This window comes from Acinetobacter sp. LUNF3 (genome assembly GCF_022699605.1).
GTDB classification, from domain to species: domain Bacteria; phylum Pseudomonadota; class Gammaproteobacteria; order Pseudomonadales; family Moraxellaceae; genus Acinetobacter; species Acinetobacter johnsonii.
In genome coordinates this window covers 1,100,334-1,119,754 of sequence record NZ_CP093968.1, presented here as the reverse complement: position 1 = coordinate 1,119,754, position 19,421 = coordinate 1,100,334, and the positions used below count along the sequence as shown (strand labels likewise).

General features: G+C 41.4%; 16 protein-coding genes. 8 read left to right on the top strand and 8 right to left on the bottom strand.

The genetic code is table 11. The features are described 5' to 3' along the window. Positions 1-42 precede the first annotated feature (42 nt). From mrdA to MN200_RS05420, 4 genes are all read left to right on the top strand, one after another. A complete protein-coding gene (gene mrdA, locus MN200_RS05435) occupies positions 43-2,091 on the top strand; it encodes a penicillin-binding protein 2 (protein ID WP_234303853.1) in 2,049 nt (682 codons plus the stop codon). 2 nt (positions 2,092-2,093) lie between these two features. Continuing rightward, on the top strand, positions 2,094-2,660 hold the full coding sequence (gene rsmD / locus MN200_RS05430; RefSeq protein WP_242760251.1) for a 16S rRNA (guanine(966)-N(2))-methyltransferase RsmD: 567 nt from the start codon (positions 2,094-2,096) through the stop codon (positions 2,658-2,660). Positions 2,661-2,866: 206 nt separating this feature from the next. Then, positions 2,867-3,601 carry a sulfite exporter TauE/SafE family protein gene (locus MN200_RS05425; RefSeq protein ID WP_234303855.1) on the top strand — a complete coding sequence of 245 codons (735 nt, stop codon included), beginning with the start codon at positions 2,867-2,869 and terminating at the stop codon, positions 3,599-3,601. 164 nt (positions 3,602-3,765) lie between these two features. After that, complete coding sequence (locus MN200_RS05420) at positions 3,766-4,101, top strand: hypothetical protein (protein ID WP_234303856.1); 336 nt, start codon at positions 3,766-3,768, stop codon at positions 4,099-4,101. Positions 4,102-4,170: 69 nt separating this feature from the next. Here the strand turns inward: MN200_RS05420 and MN200_RS05415 are convergent, their stop codons facing one another. Then, the gene (locus MN200_RS05415; RefSeq protein WP_242760249.1) at positions 4,171-4,767 is read right to left on the bottom strand and encodes a 1-acyl-sn-glycerol-3-phosphate acyltransferase; all 597 of its coding nucleotides are present in this window, start codon (positions 4,765-4,767) and stop codon (positions 4,171-4,173) included. Positions 4,768-5,044: 277 nt separating this feature from the next. On the opposite strand from MN200_RS05415, the gene MN200_RS05410 reads away from it, so the two are divergent. Continuing rightward, positions 5,045-5,521: a copper resistance protein NlpE gene (locus tag MN200_RS05410; RefSeq protein WP_234303858.1), complete on the top strand. Its 477-nt coding sequence runs from the start codon at positions 5,045-5,047 to the stop codon at positions 5,519-5,521. A 110-nt stretch (positions 5,522-5,631) separates the two neighbouring features. On the opposite strand, the gene MN200_RS05405 is transcribed toward MN200_RS05410, so the two are convergent. The 6 genes from MN200_RS05405 to MN200_RS05380 form a co-directional block, all read right to left on the bottom strand. Beyond that, positions 5,632-7,182, bottom strand: a complete 1,551-nt coding sequence (locus MN200_RS05405; RefSeq protein ID WP_242760247.1) for an arylsulfatase — start codon at positions 7,180-7,182, stop codon at positions 5,632-5,634. A gap of 150 nt (positions 7,183-7,332) precedes the next feature. After that, entirely contained in the window at positions 7,333-8,589 is a 1,257-nt protein-coding gene (locus MN200_RS05400) for an anaerobic sulfatase maturase (protein ID WP_242760245.1), read from the bottom strand. A 778-nt stretch (positions 8,590-9,367) separates the two neighbouring features. Then, on the bottom strand, positions 9,368-11,002 hold the full coding sequence (gene groL, locus MN200_RS05395) for a chaperonin GroEL (protein ID WP_004694331.1): 1,635 nt from the start codon (positions 11,000-11,002) through the stop codon (positions 9,368-9,370). Positions 11,003-11,069: 67 nt separating this feature from the next. Then, positions 11,070-11,360, bottom strand: coding sequence for a co-chaperone GroES (locus MN200_RS05390; RefSeq protein ID WP_010326285.1), 291 nt, complete (start codon positions 11,358-11,360; stop codon positions 11,070-11,072). Positions 11,361-11,554: 194 nt separating this feature from the next. Continuing rightward, positions 11,555-12,331, bottom strand: a complete 777-nt coding sequence (locus tag MN200_RS05385) for a metallophosphoesterase (RefSeq protein WP_078425453.1) — start codon at positions 12,329-12,331, stop codon at positions 11,555-11,557. Continuing rightward, complete coding sequence (locus tag MN200_RS05380; RefSeq protein WP_242760243.1) at positions 12,328-13,251, bottom strand: diacylglycerol kinase family protein; 924 nt, start codon at positions 13,249-13,251, stop codon at positions 12,328-12,330. The genes MN200_RS05385 and MN200_RS05380 overlap by 4 nt, the downstream gene beginning before the upstream one ends. Before the next feature lie 415 nt (positions 13,252-13,666). Between MN200_RS05380 and MN200_RS05375 the strand changes: the two genes are divergently transcribed. Both MN200_RS05375 and MN200_RS05370 read left to right on the top strand, forming a co-directional pair. Next, positions 13,667-15,499: a phosphoenolpyruvate carboxykinase (GTP) gene (locus tag MN200_RS05375; RefSeq protein ID WP_242760242.1), complete on the top strand. Its 1,833-nt coding sequence runs from the start codon at positions 13,667-13,669 to the stop codon at positions 15,497-15,499. Between the two features lie 103 nt (positions 15,500-15,602). Beyond that, on the top strand, positions 15,603-15,971 hold the full coding sequence (locus tag MN200_RS05370; RefSeq protein WP_183173992.1) for a hypothetical protein: 369 nt from the start codon (positions 15,603-15,605) through the stop codon (positions 15,969-15,971). 70 nt (positions 15,972-16,041) lie between these two features. Here MN200_RS05370 and glpD read toward each other — a convergent pair whose 3' ends face one another. Continuing rightward, the gene (gene glpD / locus MN200_RS05365) at positions 16,042-17,559 is read right to left on the bottom strand and encodes a glycerol-3-phosphate dehydrogenase (protein ID WP_242760240.1); all 1,518 of its coding nucleotides are present in this window, start codon (positions 17,557-17,559) and stop codon (positions 16,042-16,044) included. Between the two features lie 537 nt (positions 17,560-18,096). On the opposite strand from glpD, the gene MN200_RS05360 reads away from it, so the two are divergent. Beyond that, positions 18,097-19,416, top strand: coding sequence for an MFS transporter (locus tag MN200_RS05360; RefSeq protein WP_242760238.1), 1,320 nt, complete (start codon positions 18,097-18,099; stop codon positions 19,414-19,416). Positions 19,417-19,421: the final 5 nt, after the last annotated feature.

Genomic DNA, 19,421 nt, shown 5'->3' with positions numbered 1-19,421 from the left:
CAGGTATTTTCCTCTTTATCCATGTGTTTAAGTCGATTTGGTATGAAACAGCACTTTCCTTTAAAAAATGTCCAACAAGAAAAGCGCATTTTTCGAAATCGTACCTTTATTTCCATGGGTATTGTGGTCTTTTTCTTGCTGATTTTAGTCACTCGCTATGCCTATTTGCAGCTGGTTCAATTTGACGAGTTTTCAACTGCATCCGATCAAAACCGTATCCGCCTACAACCTTTAGCCCCTGCGCGTGGTTATATTTATGACCGCAATGGCGTGCTGTTGGCGGACAACTATCCAGTCTTTACCGCGACGATGAGTCGAGCGGATGTGACGGATATTGATGCCACAATTGAACGTTTAACGCCAATCTTAGAACTCACACCAGATGATATTGAGCGCTTTAACAGTCGTATTAAAGCCTCACGTAAAACTGAACGCGTTTCCATTAAACTTAATCTCAATGAAAATGATATCGCTCGCTTTAGCGAAGTTAAGTATCAATTCCCTGGGGTTAATATCGAAACCCAGATGACGCGCTACTATCCACATGGTGAGCTATTTGCCCATGTGATTGGTTATGTAGGTCGAATTAACGATAAAGAATTAAAAAGTATCAATAAAGATTTGTATGCGGGCACTAACCTGATTGGTAAAATTGGGGTAGAAAACTCCTATGAAGATTTGCTGCATGGTGTACCAGGAAATGAGTCGATCGAAGCCGATGCGCACGGTAACGTGTTGCGCCATTTAGGTCGCAAAGAACCCGTTCGTGGTAATGACTTATATCTTTCACTCGATTATGGCTTGCAGACGGTTGCCTCAGAGCAGCTTGCAGGTCGTCGTGGTGCAATCGTGGCGATGGATCCACGTACAGGTGAAATTCTGGCCTTGGTCTCAAGTCCAAGTTTTAACCCTAACCTGTTTGTCACGGGGATTAGTCATACCGACTATAGCGGTTTACGCGATAACCTCGATCAACCGCTATATAACCGTGCTGTACAAGGCGCTTACCCACCCGGCTCAACCATTAAACCGATGTTTGGTTTAGGTGGTATTCATTATGGCTTAATTGATTGGGGTACTGCTATTTCCGATCATGGCTATTTTACCCTTCCGGGCGATTCGCATAAATTCCGTGACTGGAAAAAGTCAGGACATGGTGTAGTCAATTTACATAAAGCTCAAGTTGTTTCTTGCGATACCTTTTATTACATTCTGTCTTTCCGCATGGGCATTGAAAAAATGAACACATGGATGCGTCAGTTTGGTTTTGGTGAGAAAACGGGTGTTGATTTACCGAGTGAAAGCAAAGGTCTGTATCCAAACCCTGAATGGAAAATGCGTACTCGCGATGCCAAATGGCTTAAAGGTGAAACCATTTCTGTCAGTATTGGACAAGGTGCTTTTACCGCAACCCCCCTACAATTAGCCATGGCAACTGCCATTACTGCGAATCATGGTTCGCATGTAATTCCACATGTTTTACAAACCAGTAAAGGCGCAAAACCACATAAAAACCTCAATGCACCTGATGGTCGAATTCAGTTCAATGGTACAGATGAAGACTGGATAAAAATGCGTGATGCTATGGTCGATGTCATCGAAACGGGTACAGGACGTGGTATTCGTACACCAATGTATAAAATTGCAGGTAAAACTGGTACGGCACAAGTCAAAAGTATTGCCCAAGGCAAACGCTATAACGAAGCACTTTTAACAGAACGTCAGCTCGACCACGGTTTATTTGTTGGCTTTGCACCTGCGGAAAACCCTGAAATTGCGATTGCAGTGGTGTGGGAAAATGGTCGTCATGGTGGTTCTGCGGCACAGCTGGCTCGTCCGATCTTAGATTACTGGTTGCTCACTCGTCATAAAAATCCAATTCGTCCTCAAAACCATCAAATTAGCGGTGGTCTAATGACAGCGGGGATTAAACCGGGTGAATTACCAAGTGGTAGCACTCCACCAGCAACCACAACTGGGACAAGAAGTACAGCTACACCAACCAGTACTTCCAATGCAGCACCCGCATCAACGCCAGCAAATATCAGCCGTTCAGCTACACCACCTTCTGCACCTGTGGAGTCAGACTAATTATGAAAAACCAACTCCGCATCATTGGAGGGGACTGGAAACGTCGTCAACTGCCTTTTGCCAGTATTGAAGGTTTACGTCCTACGCCTGATCGCGTACGTGAGACTTTGTTTAATTGGCTCATGTGGGATGTGCAAAATACCAATGTTTTGGATATTTGTGCAGGTTCGGGTGCGTTGGCATTTGAAGCCTTATCACGTGGTGCATCAAAGGTAGTGATGATTGAACCTGACCGCAGTCAAGCACAGTTTTTAACACAAAACTTGGAACTCCTTAAAGTACCTAAGTCTCGTGCCCAGTTAAAAGTATCGACTGCACAGCAAACATTACCCACTTTAAAAGAACAGTTTGATTTGGTCTTTTTAGACCCGCCGTATAGCCTAGAGCTATGGGAAGAACTGGCCCTCTTGGCGGATCCGATGATTCAAAATAATGGCTATATTTATGTGGAAGCCGATCGAGATTTAAATCTATTAAAACTCCCAACGTCGTGGGTGCAAATAAAGAGCACCAAAGCTGGGACTGTTCGCGCAGGCTTATATCAAAAGAAAGTGGCGGTTTGTCCATAATCTAGACACTTTTATGCCCTTTTGATTTACGCCATCACGAAAGAAAGTGGTCTTAGCGAATATTAGTGTGGTTCTGAGCTACGCTATGTATGAAGATCAATATACATATTCAAAATCAAGCTAAGGTTTCAGTCATTTTACATGTCTAAAACTATGTAGACCGATCAAAAAACCGTACACTCGCTAAAATTTTAAATATATCGCATATGACTTGGTTGATCTTTATCTTAGGTGCAATGGTGGCGGGTTTTGTACAGGGACTCACAGGCTTTGCATTTGCCTTAATCGCCATGTCATTTTGGATCTGGATCTTGGCACCTCAGCTCGCAGCGCCTCTGGTGGTGTTCGCCTCAGTCTGGAGTCACCTGATTTCCTTAAAGTCAGAATCTGCCTTTCAACTTGATAAAAGCCTCGTTGCACCTTATATCCTTGCAGGTCTGATTGGCGTTCCATTGGGAACCTATCTATTAGACATCATTCAAGCACAGACCTTTAAACTGATACTAGGAATTTTTTTGATTCTTTGGTGTCCATTGATGCTACTTAATCCCCAGATTCGCTTCATTCAAAACTCTGGAAAATACGCCGATAGCAGTATTGGTTTTCTTGGGGGTGTATTGGGTGGGTTGGGAGGCTTTTGTGGCTCACTGCCTTCAGCTTGGGTCATGTTAAAAAACCTTCCTAAAGAGCAACAGCGCTCAATTTTAAGGCATTTTAATTTCGCCATTCAGCTATTCACCTTACTCACCTATCTGCTCCGCGGAAATTTAAACTTGCAACATTTGCCCTATATGGGCATCTTACTTTTGAGTGTGAGTCTACCGGCCATGCTCGGCGCGCAATTGTTTTATAAAATTTCTGAGCGGCAGTTCAAACATACGGTACTGGGTTTATTGTTTAGTTCAGGCTGTTTTCTATGTATCAGCTATCGCTTTCTGTAGTGCTATAAAACCTGACTCTGCACTTTGGCAATGGCTTGGGTCAGCAATTGTGTATTTTGTGTCAATATAGGCTCATCTTTAAACAACTTAGCTCTACTGGGCTTTCTCCAACTCCAAAAATCTTTATACAATTGGCGCACCTTCCAACCCATCGCTCACCATATATGAAACTGCCTCTTGCACTACTGAGTTTTTGCTTTATCAGTGCTTGCTCCATAAGCTCATCCAAAGAAATAAAACAAGCTGAAAAACTTCTCCAATCTTTTAACTGTCAAAATATAGAGCACGATCAGGCAGACCACAGCAGTATGACCAGTTATCATGAACAAGTGCTTGCCAGCAGCAAACAAAAAGCCCAATCCTATGTAGAAAGCTATCAACATGGCGATCAAATTTTTGACCTGCCACTGCCCGAAGTGATTGAAACACAGCTACAAAGTTATACGGCCGCATGCCAGTCACTAGGTGGGGTTTTACCCAATCCCCAGCAAAGTCCTTAAAATACGATTAGCAATAAAAAAGACAGCTCGAAAACTGTCTTTTTTATTTCATATGACTTAAATTTGAAGTTAAGACACAGTTGAGTCGTTGTGATAACGAGTATCGACACTGAAATCTTGAGGAAATTTAGCAGAAATTTGCGCATAAAATGCCATAATTTCAGCCATATCTTTTTCATAGTCACCCGTAGGATAAATAATTTTACCCACTCCAGTTTTTTTCTTCGCATAGTCCATATAGGCTAACGCAATTGGAACACCTGCACTGACTGCAACATGATAAAAACCTGTTTTCCATTGTTCCTGCCTGGCACGTGTCCCTTCAGGGGTGACCAACATGACCAACTTAGGGTGTTCTTTAAAAAGATCACTCATGAGTTGCACCATACTTGGACGTGGTTCACCTTCATGCTTCGGACGACGGTCAATACCTATCCCGCCCATTGCACGAACAAATGGCCCAAATGGTAGTTTCATATAGCTGTCTTTAATAGTGATACGGACATGCACACCTAAGGCCTTTAATGCCAAACGAGCGTACAGCGCATCCCAATTGCTGGTATGTGGCGCTGCAATCATCACACATTGATCGATATTCAAATCCCAATGATTATCAATCTGCCACCCCATTAAGGCTAAACTTTGTTCTGCAAGCTTTTCGAACACAAAAAATACCACATTACTGAAAATCCGCGCCGATTCTAGCAATGCTGCTGATCAAATACACGGCGAGACGCTCAATAAAACAACAATTAATCTATAAACGTATATTTTATTTAATTCCAAATATTTCAAGAAAAAACAGGGTCTTTGAGATTAAAGGTAAAAATACGTGAATAGTATTCTTTATTGAAGATACAGAAGCACTCACAGATCTTCACAGATTCATTTCTTGCACTACTGTAAGGTAAAACTAAACAATGAATAATATCGGGTGCTGTATATGCAAAAGACTGTTTTAGCACTATGCCTATCTTTCACCATGTTAACTGCATGCTCAAAGCCAAATGAGAACGATCCTCCACCAGATCACAATGTCACCGCATCTCTGGACGACAGTGCTAGCGCAACCGTGATGGATACACCAGACACAGCAAATGCCTTTGATTGGGTAGGCACATATCAAGGGGTTCTACCCTGTCATGATTGTTCCGGGATCGACACTGAACTTGAACTGACCTTAGATCATCATTTTGTGCTGAAACAAAAATTTTTAGGCAAATCGAATAATAATTATGTGAATGAAGTGAAAGGCTCATTTCAATTTGTGAATGGCTCTGATCAACTGATACAGCTCGACTCATCTGGTGATAGCCGTATTTATTATATTGGTGCGCAATTCATTGAAATGCGTGGCGATAAAGGCCAAGTACTGGATCAACCTGAGTCCAACTTTAAACTCACCAAATCCTTAGAATAGACACTCGCAACATTCTGAATGATTTAAATTGCTTCTTTATATATCACAGCATAAATTTCACCAAAACATCAAAAAGGTGGCTGAATTACTTCGGCCACCTTTATCAGAGTTTACTGCTTTTGGGTCTGCAAATTTTTAATTAACTCACTAAAATCAAGTGTTGCAGCTTTTTGTACAGGTGGATAATCCATCAAAGATTTAATGTGTGAACCCAGTAATGCCTGTAAGGGTTCAGAAATCCATTGCTTGGTTTGAATAATGTCTGAACGATCCCTGATACTATCAAAAGTCTCAAATGGGTCTTGGCGAAGGTTGTACATCACTGGAAATTTTTGCTTTTGATATGGGTCGTAATAATTTTTACTGGTTTCAAAATGAACTTTCCATTGATTAATACGAACTGCACGTAAAATCAATGCATGATAGTACAGAAAATTATCTCGCATACTCTCTTTTGATTTGCCGGTCCAATAGTCGATATTGTTTACACCATCAATAATTTGCTTACGATTGGTTTTCATCTCCTCGACCACATTTTTATTCCCTGCGACATTCGCCAAAGTTGTAAACAAATCCATATGCGACTGAATGCCGTGTTTCACTTGTCCCGCAGGAATATGTCCCGGCCATCGCACCATCATTGGAACACGGACTCCCCCTTCATAGGTCGTCATTTTTTCACCACGGAACGGTGTGGTTCCACCATGATTTTTTGCACTGTGCTCAGGGCCGTTATCGGTGGTATAAACAATGATGGTGTTATCCAACACCCCCATCTTCTTCATATCATCCAAGAGTTGACCGACTTGCATATCGTGTTCAACCATACCACTGCCGTATAAATCATCTTCAGAGGTGGCTTTGGCAGCTAAGTAACGGTGCTCAGGGCGTAAATGGGTAAACATATGCATACGACTTGGATTCAGCCACACAAAAAACGGCTTGTCCGATTTTTTACTGCGCTTCATGAAGTCTACACTGGCAGCAATGAACTCATCATCCACCGTTTCCATACGTTTACGGGTTAAAGGGCCTGAGTCTTTACACTTTTGTTTACCCATCACACCAAAACGAGGATCGATAGTTCCATCATTATCGTTGGACGAATAACAGTGTAATACACCACGCGTTCCATACTGATTCACAAATTCAGGATCTTTTGAATAATCATACTGTTCAGGAAATTCTTCAGTATTTAAATGATATAAATTACCAAAAAATTCATCAAAACCATGTACTGTCGGTAAGCTATCATTTCGATCACCCAAATGATTTTTACCAAACTGACCGCTCATATAACCTAACGGTTTGAGTACTTCTGCCAAAGTCGGTGTTGCAGCTTTAATCCCTAAAGGTGAACCTGGGCGCCCAACTGTGGTCATACCTGAACGAATCGGATACTGACCTGTAATAAATGCTGCACGTCCAGCGGTTGAACTTGGCTGTGCATAGTGATCGGTAAACATCACGCCTTCTTTGGCAATACGATCAATATTCGGCGTGTCATAGCCCATAACACCATGACTATAAGCACTGACGTTCTGCCAGCCTACATCATCGGACATAATAACCAAAATATTGGGTGGTTTCGCCATGAGTGCTGTTGAAAGTAATGCTCCACTTACCAAGGCTAAAGAGCGAGAAATTAAGTTTTTTTGCATGGTATTTTCCTTAAACACATTCGTATACAACGAATTTTCATCCTTGTTTCAAACCCTATTAGCACTAAAAAAAAAATATCAGTTCCTTACACATTTAATTTTTATAAAAATGCTTTTCTAAATACCAATGACAACAGTTTCCTAATGCGGTCATATCCGCTTAGCAATTTCATTTTTAGATAAAAGTGCAGTATGAAAAAAACGTTTTAAACCTGAGCAAAGATAATGCAAACCGGCCTCTCCATCTGGGGTTTTGAGGAACCGATCTTTTGGACAATCGCCCCAGCAATATTGAAGATATGGACATTTTTGGCAGTATTCTGGCAGCGACTTCGATTTGGCATATGCAAATTTCTTTTGTCGCTCAGAAAAAACTAAATCGCCTTGGTGAATCTCGTGAATGTTGCCCAATTTATATTCGGGATAAACAAAATGATCACAAGAGAAGAGGTCGCCATTGTGTTCGACCGCCAATGATTTCCCACAAATTTGACCCGACACACATTTCTGCGCCCCATAGCCAAACATCATGGAAACCATGTTTTCAAACTGGTCGATAAAGACCTGCCCAAAGTCTTTCTGCAACCATTCTTTCCACACAGTTGAAAGGAATATGCCCCAATCATCGGCAGCAATCGACCAGTCTGTCACCACAGAGTCTGAGCTGCCCGGCTGCGCTGCTGAACTGCCCAATTTAGGTAAATCTTGAGGATTCCAATGGCCTGGTGCTGTCTGCTGAAACTGAGCACTTTCCATTCCTGGAATCAGTTGAATCATACACGGTTGCACCTGATCGCGGATAAAACGATAAACCTCTAACGGTCGTTTCGCATTATCACGATTCACCACACATAAGGCATTAAAGGGGACTTGATACTGGCGCAATAACGCAGCAGCCTGCATGACTTTGGCATGCGTCGGTTTTCCACCTTTGTTATAGCGATGGATATCATGTAACTCGGCAGGCCCATCTATAGATAAACCCACCAAAAAATCATGCTTTTTTAAAAATGCGCACCAATCCTCATCTAGTAACGTGCCATTGGTTTGTAAATCATTTTCAATACGCTGATGAGGTTTGGCATATTTTTTTTGCAGTTCAACCACCTGCTGGAAAAACTCTAACCCCATAAGCGTCGGCTCACCACCCTGCCAACTGAAAACCACTTCATTGCCCGTTTGCGCTTCGATATATTGCTTAATATGTAACTCAAGCATCGACTCAGACATACGCGGAACTTTGGGTTGCTGTAACATGTCTTGTTTATGCAAATAGAAGCAATAACTACAATCTAAGTTGCACTGTGCCCCAGTGGGTTTGATCATCACGTGATAGCGATAGGTTTGTCCCTGCACTTGCAGGCTTCTTAAAGGCGGAGATTCAGCTTGTATAGGTATCATTCGCATTTTTAGAGTCCTCATTTTTTTCAGCGTTCAGGCACAAATTCACAACTGTACAAAACCATGTACACAAGTTATTTTGCGAAAAGAGATCTGGTAGTTTCATTCCATTCACTGCATGAAGTCAGCTAAAGACCCAAGCCATTTTTTCTTTTGAATGGATTAACCAGAGTGACCGTTGCCGTTAAACATGCAACAGGAAGGCTGCTATATGATGACCTTGCAAATCTTTTGATAATTTCAATGTTTTATAATTCATTCTCTTCTTATCCCTAAGCTTAATTTTCATCAGCAAAACCACTGTGTAAGAGTAAAAATCAACAGCCAATTCCAATTTTGGCATACTGAAAAATACTGACCCATCTCACACAGTTGCATTGCTTGGTAGAGCACGTTATCAAACTTTGAAAATAGAAAAACCACTCAAAAGAATGGTAATTGCATTTTTTATGGTCGTTATATACTTGAACTACGTCATCGTTCGAATCTAAACACCATTCAGTTAAACCTAAACCAGACGTATTTTATAAAAAGTGAAGCTTCACTTTTAGAATTTCAACATAGACTACTTTAATAAATAGCGAAGCTGAGTAATGAATTTTTAAATGCTCCATTCATACCTAATGCACTGACTCGTCTCCGTCTTATCTTTTGTTTTTTGACACAGTCAGAAACATCAAAAAGTACAATAAAAAAGGCCGCTCATTGAGCGACCTTTTTCTTTTTCAAATATATGTGAGTAACTATGAATAAATTACAAACACTTATTTAATTAGGGGTAGAATTACATCATTCCGCCCATACCACCCATGCCGCCCATATCAGGCATCGCTGGCTTGTCTTCTGGAACATCAGTAATCATACATTCAGTTGTCAACATTAAACCTGCTACAGATGCAGCGTGTTCAAGTGCGGAACGCGTTACTTTCGCAGGGTCAAGAATACCCATTTCTAGCATATCGCCATACTCAGAAGTCGCAGCGTTATAACCGAAGTTACCTTCGCCATTTTTCACAGCGTTGATGACAACTGAAGGCTCATCACCCGCATTGGCAACGATTTGACGAAGTGGTGCTTCAATCGCACGACGTAAAATGTTAATACCTACATTTTGATCGTCATTCGCACCATTTACGCCATCAAGCGCAGCTGCAGCACGTACCAGTGCAACACCACCACCAGCAACCACACCTTCTTCAACCGCAGCACGTGTTGCATGAAGCGCATCGTCTACACGGTCTTTCTTCTCTTTCATTTCAACTTCAGTCGCTGCACCAATTTTGATTACAGCTACACCGCCTGCCAATTTAGCAACACGTTCTTGAAGTTTTTCTTTGTCGTATTCTGAAGATGATTCTTCAATTTGCGCGCGGATTTGAGTCACACGTTCAGCAATTTGAGCTGCATCACCAGCACCGTCAACAATCACAGTGTTTTCTTTAGATACCGTAATTTTGTGCGCTGTACCTAAATCTTGAAGAGAAGCTTGCTCTAAAGTCATGCCAACTTCTTCAGAAATCACAGTCGCGCCCGTCAAGATCGCGATGTCTTGTAACATTGCTTTACGACGGTCACCAAAACCAGGTGCTTTAACCGCACATACTTTGATAATTCCGCGCATGTTGTTAACAACAAGTGTAGCTAAGGCCTCACCTTCAACATCTTCAGCGATGATTAAAAGTGGTTTACCTGTTTTAGCTACAGCTTCAAGTACAGTAATTAATTCACGGATGTTGCTGATTTTTTTGTCAACAAGCAAGATGAACGGATTTTCAAGTTCAGCCGTTAATGTGTCTTGTTTGTTTGCAAAGTATGGGCTGATATAACCACGGTCAAACTGCATACCTTCAACAACGTCCAAAGCATCTTCAAAGCCTGAACCTTCTTCAACGGTAATCACGCCTTCTTTACCTACGCGTTCCATTGCTTGTGCAATGAGTTTACCTACTGTTTCGTCAGAGTTTGCAGAGATTGAACCCACTTGTTCAATCGCTTTAGTATCAGAAGCCGGTTTTGCTGTTGCTTTAATTTCAGCAACCAATGCTTTAACAGCCAGGTCAATACCGCGTTTCAAGTCCATTGGGTTCATGCCCGCTGTTACAGACTTGATGCCTTCATTTAAAATTGCTTGAGCTAGTACAGTTGCAGTTGTTGTACCGTCACCCGCGATGTCATTGGTTTTAGAAGATACTTCACGAACCAATTGAGCGCCCATGTTCTCAAATTTGTCTTTTAGAGAAATTTCTTTCGCAACCGTTACACCATCTTTAGTGATGTGCGGCGCACCGAAAGAACGGTCGATCACAACGTTACGGCCTTTAGGACCTAAAGTTACTTTTACAGCATCTGCAAGCACGTTTACGCCTGCAATCATTTTAGAACGAGCTGAATCACCAAATTTTACGTCTTTAGCTGACATACTAAACTCCAAATATTCTTAAATTTTAATCAATTGTATTGCTTAAACAGCAAATGAACGTTCTGAATTAACCTTCAAGAACCGCTAAAATATCAGACTCTTTCATCACAAGAAGTTCTTCGCCTTCAACTTTAACTTTAGTGCCTGCATATGCACCAAACAGTACATTGTCGCCCACTTTTACGTCTAAAGCACGAACGCCATTGTCTGTAATTTTGCCATTACCTACTGCAATGATTTCACCTTGAGCTGGCTGTTCAGCAGCAGAAGTACTCAAAATTAAACCACCTGCAGTTTTAGTTTCCTTTTCTACGCGGCGAATCACAACGTTGTCATGTAAAGGACGAATTTTGCTCATTTCTTGCTCCATAGACATTTTCAAAATGCCGTTGTTTACGATGTGAAGATGACTTCTTATTCCTAGGTCATCAACAAAATTTTGATATGACACTTTTGTGGGGATGGAATAAAACGCTTCAAGGGCAAACACAAAATATTTTTATATTTTTGCGCTCTTTTTAAGCAAACCTCATCAAAGTTTAGACACTCGATTCAATCTGAGGTATTTTGCTGCATCAACTCGAAGCGATTGGTTGCAGCGTTAAAGCTCAAATGTTGTACATCGGCATTCGGTAAAATAATATTCAAGCTATTGGGCAAGCCCGCATGTAAACGATAAGACGTTGCCGTTCCTGCATGAATATCCAGCACCGGATGCGATACCCCAAGTTGATAAATCTGATTCAAATCATAAACGGCAGCGTGGTGTAAATGCCCATGTAAGAGTCCATTTAAACCATGCTGGCTCCATTGCTCCAACGCAATACGACCAAGCATTGGACAGTCTTTCACACCATGACTATGGTCTGGTGGAGTATAAAAAGGCTGATGCGCGGCGATCAGTTTAATTTTGTGTGCAGGTGCTTGCTGCAACTTCAGGTCAATCTCTTGAATTTGGCTCAGTGAAATGTGCCCTCGTGTATGGTAGCGCCGACGAATACTATTCACTCCAATGACATAAAAATGTTCAGTTTCTAAGGTGTTTTCCATCCCCCCAAAAAACAGTTGATAACGTGCAAAAGGGCTGAAAAACCGATTCCACACATGGTACAGCGGAATATCATGATTCCCCGGCACCACCAAATACGGCAGCTTTAAACTGTCTAAAAACTGCCGACAAGCATAAAACTGAATAAACCGCGCACGTTGGGTCAAGTCCCCACTGACCACTACGGCTTCAAAAGGATGTTCCTCACATAACTGACGAATGGCCTGCAAACAGGCTTCGCGTTCGGTCCCAAAGTGTAAATCTGACAAATGTAAAATCATGCGGGAACCATGATATTCAGCGCATGCTTACGTACTGTAATTTTCAGCGGTGGTGTCATCGTGACAATTTCTCCATCTACCGCAACCGTGAGCTTATTACGCTTCGAATGAACAATCACTTCATCTGCTGCAAAGCTATAGACATCGGAAGCCTGATCCAAATTGCCTTTAATCAACTGCCATAAGGTCTTGAACAAAGTCCGCTTATCACTTTTTGCTACTACCACGCCCGCCACTTTGCCTGCTTCCGCCGCCTCGGCAATACGTAGTTTCATTTCAGCAAGTTGAAGTTGGTTATTGCCAAAGAAAATCAATGACGTTTTCACTGGATAGCGTTGTCCATCGACTTCCATTTCAAGTTTTAACTCTTTACGGTCGCGGATGAGAACATCCAATGCCGAGGTATACGCATGCAATGGAAAACGTCCAAAATGCTTATTAAACTGTTCTCTTTTTTGAATAAATAAAGGATAAAGCCCTAAACTGGCATTGTTCAGATATATATGTTGATTGAACTGTGCCACATGTACAGAACGTGGCTGCCCTTCACTAATGGCTTTGGCCGCTTCTAATAAATCCAACGGAATATTCAACACTCGCGCAACATAGTTAAAGGTACCTAGAGGCAAAATCCCCATGGGAATATCCGTTCCCATCAATTTAGATGCAACTGCATTTAAAGTACCATCCCCACCTGCAGCAACCACGACCCCTACATTTTCCGCTTGACGATGGCGTAGTAAAATCTCTTGCATCATCTGATCAAAGTTCATGCACTCACTTAACTCAAATGACTGTATTTCAAAACCCGCGGTACTCAGATCTGCTACCAACTGTTCATATACTTCATCTTTATTTGCGGCATGAAAACCTGATTTTTTATTATAAATAAGTGATAAAGGTTTGAGTTGCTCTGACATTTTGCACCTAAACTTGAAGTAATTGCTCTATTTTTATCCAAATATTCAACACTTAACAGTTTTGTTATGTAAAATTCAAATGACTACCATTTATTTAATCAATAATAAATCTCAATCACAAAATAAATGCAAATACATGATTTTAATACTAATATCTTAAATGAATAATCCTCATAAATATAATAAATACACAAAATAAAAGCAAAAAATCAAACCAAACTATTGTTTTTTAATAGTTAAAATGAAGCAACCCCATCGAACTGTTCATAATTTAGATACGCCTTTGGTCTTATTTTTTTTATCAAATTATGCTTTAATACAGCCACTTTTTTTTCATCTTTTCATCTCTGCAGTAAATTTTATTGCTGAGATTGTACTTTGTACAAACGTGTACATATTTGAGATAGGCCTCACCATGACCCAAGTGAACGCACCAGAATTCGTTCGTCACCCTAAGCTTATTGCGTGGGTGGAAGAAATTGCAAAATTAACAAAACCAGCGAAAATTGAATGGTGTGACGGCAGCGAAGAAGAATATCAACGTTATATCAACTTGATGATCGCTAACGGCACAATGCAAGCGCTTAACCAAGAAACGCATCCTGGTTCTTATCTTGCTAATTCTGATCCTTCTGACGTTGCTCGTGTTGAAGGTCGTACTTACATCTGCTCTGAAAAACAAGAAGATGCTGGTGCAACAAACAACTGGGAAGAGCCTGCTGAAATGCGTGCTCGCCTAAATGGTTTGTTTGACGGTTCAATGGCAGGTCGTACTTTATATGTAGTACCGTTCTCTATGGGTCCATTAGGTTCTCATATTGCGCACATTGGTATCGAATTAACTGACTCTCATTATGTAGCAGTTAGCATGTCTAAAATGGCTCGCATGGGTAAAGCTGTTTATGACGTTCTTGGTACAGATGGTGAATTTATTCCTTGCGTACATACTGTTGGTGCGCCGCTTGCTGATGGCGAAAAAGATGTTGCATGGCCTTGCAACCATGAAAAATACATCGTGCATTACCCAGAAACACGTGAAATCTGGTCTTACGGTTCTGGTTACGGCGGTAACGCATTGTTAGGTAAAAAATGCTTAGCTTTACGTATTGCGTCTTCTATGGGTCGTCAACAAGGTTGGTTAGCAGAACATATGCTGATTCTTGGTGTGACTAATCCTCAAGGTGAAAAACACTACATCGCAGCAGCATTCCCTTCTGCTTGTGGTAAAACAAACTTCGCAATGTTGATTCCACCAGCAGGCTACGAAGGTTGGAAAATTGAAACTGTTGGTGACGATATTGCTTGGATCAAACCAGGTGAAGACGGTCGCTTATACGCAATCAACCCAGAAGCAGGCTTCTTCGGTGTAGCGCCTGGTACAAATACCAAGACCAACCCGAACTGCATGGCAACATTGACTAAAGATGTCATCTATACCAACGTTGCGGTAACTGACAATGGTGAAGTATGGTGGGAAGGTCTAACTAAAGAAGCACCTGCTAACCTGACCAACTGGAAAGGTCAACCTCACACTGGCGCAGAAAAAGCGGCTCATCCAAATGCGCGCTTCACTGTTTCAGCTGGTCAATGTCCTTCTATTGATGCTGACTGGGAAAATCCAGCCGGTGTTCCAATTTCAGCGTTCATCTTTGGTGGTCGCCGTGCGGACACAGTGCCTCTAATTTCAGAAGCATTTGACTGGGTAGATGGTGTTTACAAAGCTGCAACTATGGGCTCTGAAACAACTGCAGCTGCCGTTGGCCAACAAGGTATTGTTCGTCGTGACCCATTCGCAATGCTTCCATTTGCGGGTTACAACATGGCGGATTACTTCTCTCACTGGTTAGAGCTTGGTGAAGAAGTTGCAGCGAAAGCTAAAGCTGCGGGCAACAAACTTCCAGGCATCTACAACGTGAACTGGTTCCGTCGTGATGCTGAAGGCAACTTCGTATGGCCTGGTTTCGGTCAAAACATGCGTGTTCTTGAGTGGATTATTGACCGTTGTGAAGGCCGTGCTGATGCAGTTGAAACACCAATTGGTTTAGTTCCAACTTATGAACAGTTGAACTGGACAGGTTCTGACTTCACTAAAGCCCAATTTGACCTTGTGACTTCTCAAGACAAAGATCAATGGATCAAAGAGCTTGAAAGCCATACTGAGCTATTCGACAAACTTGGTGAACGCCTACCAGCAGCACTTAAAGCTCGTCAAAACGAACTTTTAGATGCTGTTAAGCAATCTGCTTAATCTTTAAATTAAGCCAAAAAAAGACCGCGTAAGCGGTCTTTTTTTAATCTATTTATAATTTTAAAACTTTATAACTCAACAAAAATTTATCAAGGGGTAATTCATGCTTAAAAAACTCATACTCACAATTGGTCTAATGGGTCTATCAAGCCTAGTTATGGCTCAAACAGAAGTAGCAACAACTCAGCCAGCACTGCATGTTTGCGCAATCAAAGGCACACCTGATTCAACTCAATTTGAAATCAAAAAGCGCATCAAAGTCGCTAAAGGCACTTATGGCAGTGTGGTTGAACTCTATCCGCGTTTTGCTGAACGTGCACATCAAGTCGGTGGTAACGTCGTCATTAACTACAATGCCAGCCAACGATTTGGCTTTTGGCCTTGGCGTATTGTTCGCCCTGTCGTTTGGGGAACGGCTGTAAAATGGAAGACACCTGTAGACTGTAAACAGCTCGGCGGTATCGAAATTTAAATCTAAAAAAGCCGCGATGGCGGCTTTTTAATTGAACGAAATCAACTGTATCCATTACACATGCTTAACATTATGCAGCATCCCCCTGCATACGACGCAGGTGTAAATCCTGCAAATAGATGTCTAAAGCTTGAGTTTCTAGTGCATCAAATTTTAAATACAGTTTAGTCCGTCGTTTTAAAATATCTTCACTGCTGATGGCCCACTCACGTTTCACCACATAATCCACTTCTTGCTGATACAAACCATGGCCAAAACACTGCCCTAAAGTTTGTACATCTTTGTTCTCACTGAGCATATGCCACACTCGACTACCATAACTGTTTGCCCAACGATGCGCTGTTTGAAAATCCAGTCCTTTAATTTCATGTAGTAGCTCTGCACATAAAACTTCGACTGAACTAAAACCTTCCGCACCCGGGAGTTTTGCCCCAGCCGTCCATTCCGCCTTCATGTGTGGAAAATAACGTTTTAGCTGTAGCAAAGCTGCTTCCGCCAACTTTCGATAAGTCGTTAACTTTCCACCATAAACAGATAATAATGGTGCTTCATCCGCAACAGGTTTAGACATTGCTAGTACATAATCACGTGTCACTTTAGAGGCTTGTGTACTTGCATCATCATACAATGCCCTTACACCTGCAAAGCTTGAGATTACATCTTCTTGCTGTAATTGAAGCTTGAAATGGTCATTAATCACATCAATCAAATAAGCCGTTTCCTGCTCGGTGATATGGACATGATTTGCATCCCCCTCAAACTCTACGTCCGTGGTACCAATCAGGCTGTATTCATCTAAATAAGGAATCACAAACACAATGCGTTGATCGTCATTTTGTAGAATAAACGCATGCGGTTCCGGGTATAAACGCTTCACAATGATATGACTGCCCTGAACCAATCGAATACCCGCCTTTGGTGTCTGGAACAGTTGTTGTTGAATAAAATCTGTGACCCATGCACCCGTTGCATTGACTAAGCTTCGAGCTTTAATTTGATAGTGTTGTTTTTGATGCTCTAAGGTTAGACACCACACACCCTCCTGCTGAACCGCAGAAACGCATCGCGTTTGTGTTCGAATTTGAGCCCCCAGCTCATGTGCTTGGATTGCATTAACCACCACCAAACGCGCATCATCTACAGTACAGTCTGAATATTCGAAACCACGTTTAATCGTATCTTTTAGCGGGCTATCGACATTAAAATGAACAAGCTCTGAACCCTCTAATGTTTCTCGTTTTGCCAAATAGTCATAGATAAATAAGCCTGAACGAATCAGCCACGCCGGACGTAAATAAGGTAAATGCGGCATAATAAAACGCATAGGATGGATCAAATGTGGGGCTTTTTTTAACAGTACTTCACGCTCTAATAACGCTTCACGCACCAAACGAAATTCTTTCTGTTCGAGATAACGCAATCCACCATGAATGAGCTTGCTACTGGCTGAAGACGTATGACTGGCTAAATCATCTTTTTCACAGACAAAAACACTTAAACCACGCCCTACAGCATCGTTTGCAATGCCCACCCCATTGATGCCCGCGCCCACAACGGCAATATCATAAATGGCATCTGTGTCTTGCATATTCACCTCTCTCGTTGAGTTATTGTGTTATTTTTGTTCTTCACGCTAAACTTAACATCAAAATCCAACCTTGTCATATTCCAAAGCCAGTCAAATCAGAGAAAATTCGTTACTCTAAATAAATTAATAACCGCATCTATTTTTACAATTTAATTTTTAATTTTGACTATTCAGTGAAAAATCGACTAATTTCCAAGCTAAAAAACACTTTCTTTTCTAAAAATCAACATTCACTATAAAATAAAAAAGCACCATAACCACTTGTATTTTAATTGACTATTCACACATTAAAAAATCACAAGAGTTTGTTTTAGATAAGTAAAATGATAATTTTCCATTAAAATAAAGATATTCATTAGAAAAACTTAACAGCATATAAATCATAACAACATTTAGACTAAAGTCGAATGAAGTCCAAGGATAAGGGGCGTATAACGAAACAGAATTTTTTGTTTAATCTTAAAATATATTGTTTTAACTTTTTCTACTTAAACAGTTAAAAGATGTATTTTCCGAACTTCTCTTTGGGAAATTTTTGTGACTGATCTATCTCCCCAAACTGCTCCAGTAAGCATCGATAAAAAGACCCGTTTAAAATCGATTCTCGGTGGTTCAGCTGGCAACTTAGTTGAATGGTATGACTGGTATGTCTATGCCGCATTTACCTTATATTTCGCGCCACAGTTTTTCCCTGAAGGGGATGACACGGTAAAACTTTTACAAGCTGCTGCCGTCTTTGCACTGGGCTTCCTGATGCGCCCTATTGGCGCGTGGATCATGGGTATTTATGCAGACCGTAAAGGACGTAAATCAGGTCTTACCCTGTCTGTATCTTTAATGTGTGTGGGATCTTTGATTATTGCCTGTGCACCTACCTATGCCAGTGTGGGTATGCTCGCACCTGCCTTATTACTCTTTGCCCGTTTATTGCAAGGTTTAAGTGTTGGTGGAGAGTACGGTTCAAGCGCAACCTATTTAACGGAAATGGCTGGAAAAAACCATCGTGGTTTCTTCTCTAGTTTTCAGTATGTGACTCTCATTTCAGGTCAGCTCTTGGCACTGTGTGTGCTGATCATTTTACAACGCACCATGAGCGAAGCACAGTTATCTGAATGGGGCTGGCGTATTCCATTCTTCATTGGGGCTGTACTTGCCATTGTGGTGTTCTGGATTCGTCGTGGTTTGGTTGAAACCCAATCTTCAAAAGATGCACAAGAACAGGCTAAAAATGGTGGCCCAAAATCTAGTGCACTTGCTTTATTTACCAAATATCCAAAGCAAGCGTTCACTGTGATTATGCTGACTGCGGGTGGAACGCTGGCATTCAATACCTTTACCACGTATTTACAAAAATACTTGGTTAACACCTCAGGTTTTGAGAAAACTGCAGCAACAGAGATCACCACAGCAGCAATATTTGTCTTCATGCTATTACAACCTGTGGTGGGTGCGCTGTCTGATAAAATTGGTCGTAAACCAATTATGATCACTTTTGGCGTATTGGGTGTACTGTTCACGATTCCAATTTTCAACGGTCTTGGTTCAACCAACAGCCCAACAACCGCATTCATGTTATGTATGAGCGGTATGGTGATTGTGACAGGTTATACCGCAATTAATGCCGTAGTCAAAGCAGAGCTCTTTCCAGCACATATTCGTGCACTAGGGGTTGCCCTACCTTATGCGATTGCAAATACCATCTTTGGTGGCACAGCAGAGCTTGTGGCGTTGAGCTTTAAAAATGCAGGACATGAAAACTACTTCTTTTACTACATCACCTTCATGATTGGTTTATCTCTACTGACCTACATCTTTATGAAAGACACCAAAAAGCACAGCATGATTACCGATCATTGATGCTT

Excerpts from the sequence above, each read along its gene's own strand:
- mrdA (WP_234303853.1), top strand. The coding sequence starts at position 43 with ATGAAACAGCACTTTCCTTTAAAAAATGTCCAACAAGAAAAGCGCATT.
- rsmD (WP_242760251.1), top strand. The coding sequence starts at position 2,094 with ATGAAAAACCAACTCCGCATCATTGGAGGGGACTGGAAACGTCGTCAA.
- MN200_RS05425 (WP_234303855.1), top strand. The coding sequence starts at position 2,867 with ATGACTTGGTTGATCTTTATCTTAGGTGCAATGGTGGCGGGTTTTGTA.
- MN200_RS05420 (WP_234303856.1), top strand. The coding sequence starts at position 3,766 with ATGAAACTGCCTCTTGCACTACTGAGTTTTTGCTTTATCAGTGCTTGC.
- MN200_RS05410 (WP_234303858.1), top strand. The coding sequence starts at position 5,045 with ATGCAAAAGACTGTTTTAGCACTATGCCTATCTTTCACCATGTTAACT.
- MN200_RS05405 (WP_242760247.1), bottom strand. The coding sequence starts at position 7,182 with ATGCAAAAAAACTTAATTTCTCGCTCTTTAGCCTTGGTAAGTGGAGCA.
- MN200_RS05400 (WP_242760245.1), bottom strand. The coding sequence starts at position 8,589 with ATGCGAATGATACCTATACAAGCTGAATCTCCGCCTTTAAGAAGCCTG.
- groL (WP_004694331.1), bottom strand. The coding sequence starts at position 11,002 with ATGTCAGCTAAAGACGTAAAATTTGGTGATTCAGCTCGTTCTAAAATG.
- MN200_RS05390 (WP_010326285.1), bottom strand. The coding sequence starts at position 11,360 with ATGAGCAAAATTCGTCCTTTACATGACAACGTTGTGATTCGCCGCGTA.
- MN200_RS05385 (WP_078425453.1), bottom strand. The coding sequence starts at position 12,331 with ATGATTTTACATTTGTCAGATTTACACTTTGGGACCGAACGCGAAGCC.
- MN200_RS05380 (WP_242760243.1), bottom strand. The coding sequence starts at position 13,251 with ATGTCAGAGCAACTCAAACCTTTATCACTTATTTATAATAAAAAATCA.
- MN200_RS05375 (WP_242760242.1), top strand. The coding sequence starts at position 13,667 with ATGACCCAAGTGAACGCACCAGAATTCGTTCGTCACCCTAAGCTTATT.
- MN200_RS05370 (WP_183173992.1), top strand. The coding sequence starts at position 15,603 with ATGCTTAAAAAACTCATACTCACAATTGGTCTAATGGGTCTATCAAGC.
- glpD (WP_242760240.1), bottom strand. The coding sequence starts at position 17,559 with ATGCAAGACACAGATGCCATTTATGATATTGCCGTTGTGGGCGCGGGC.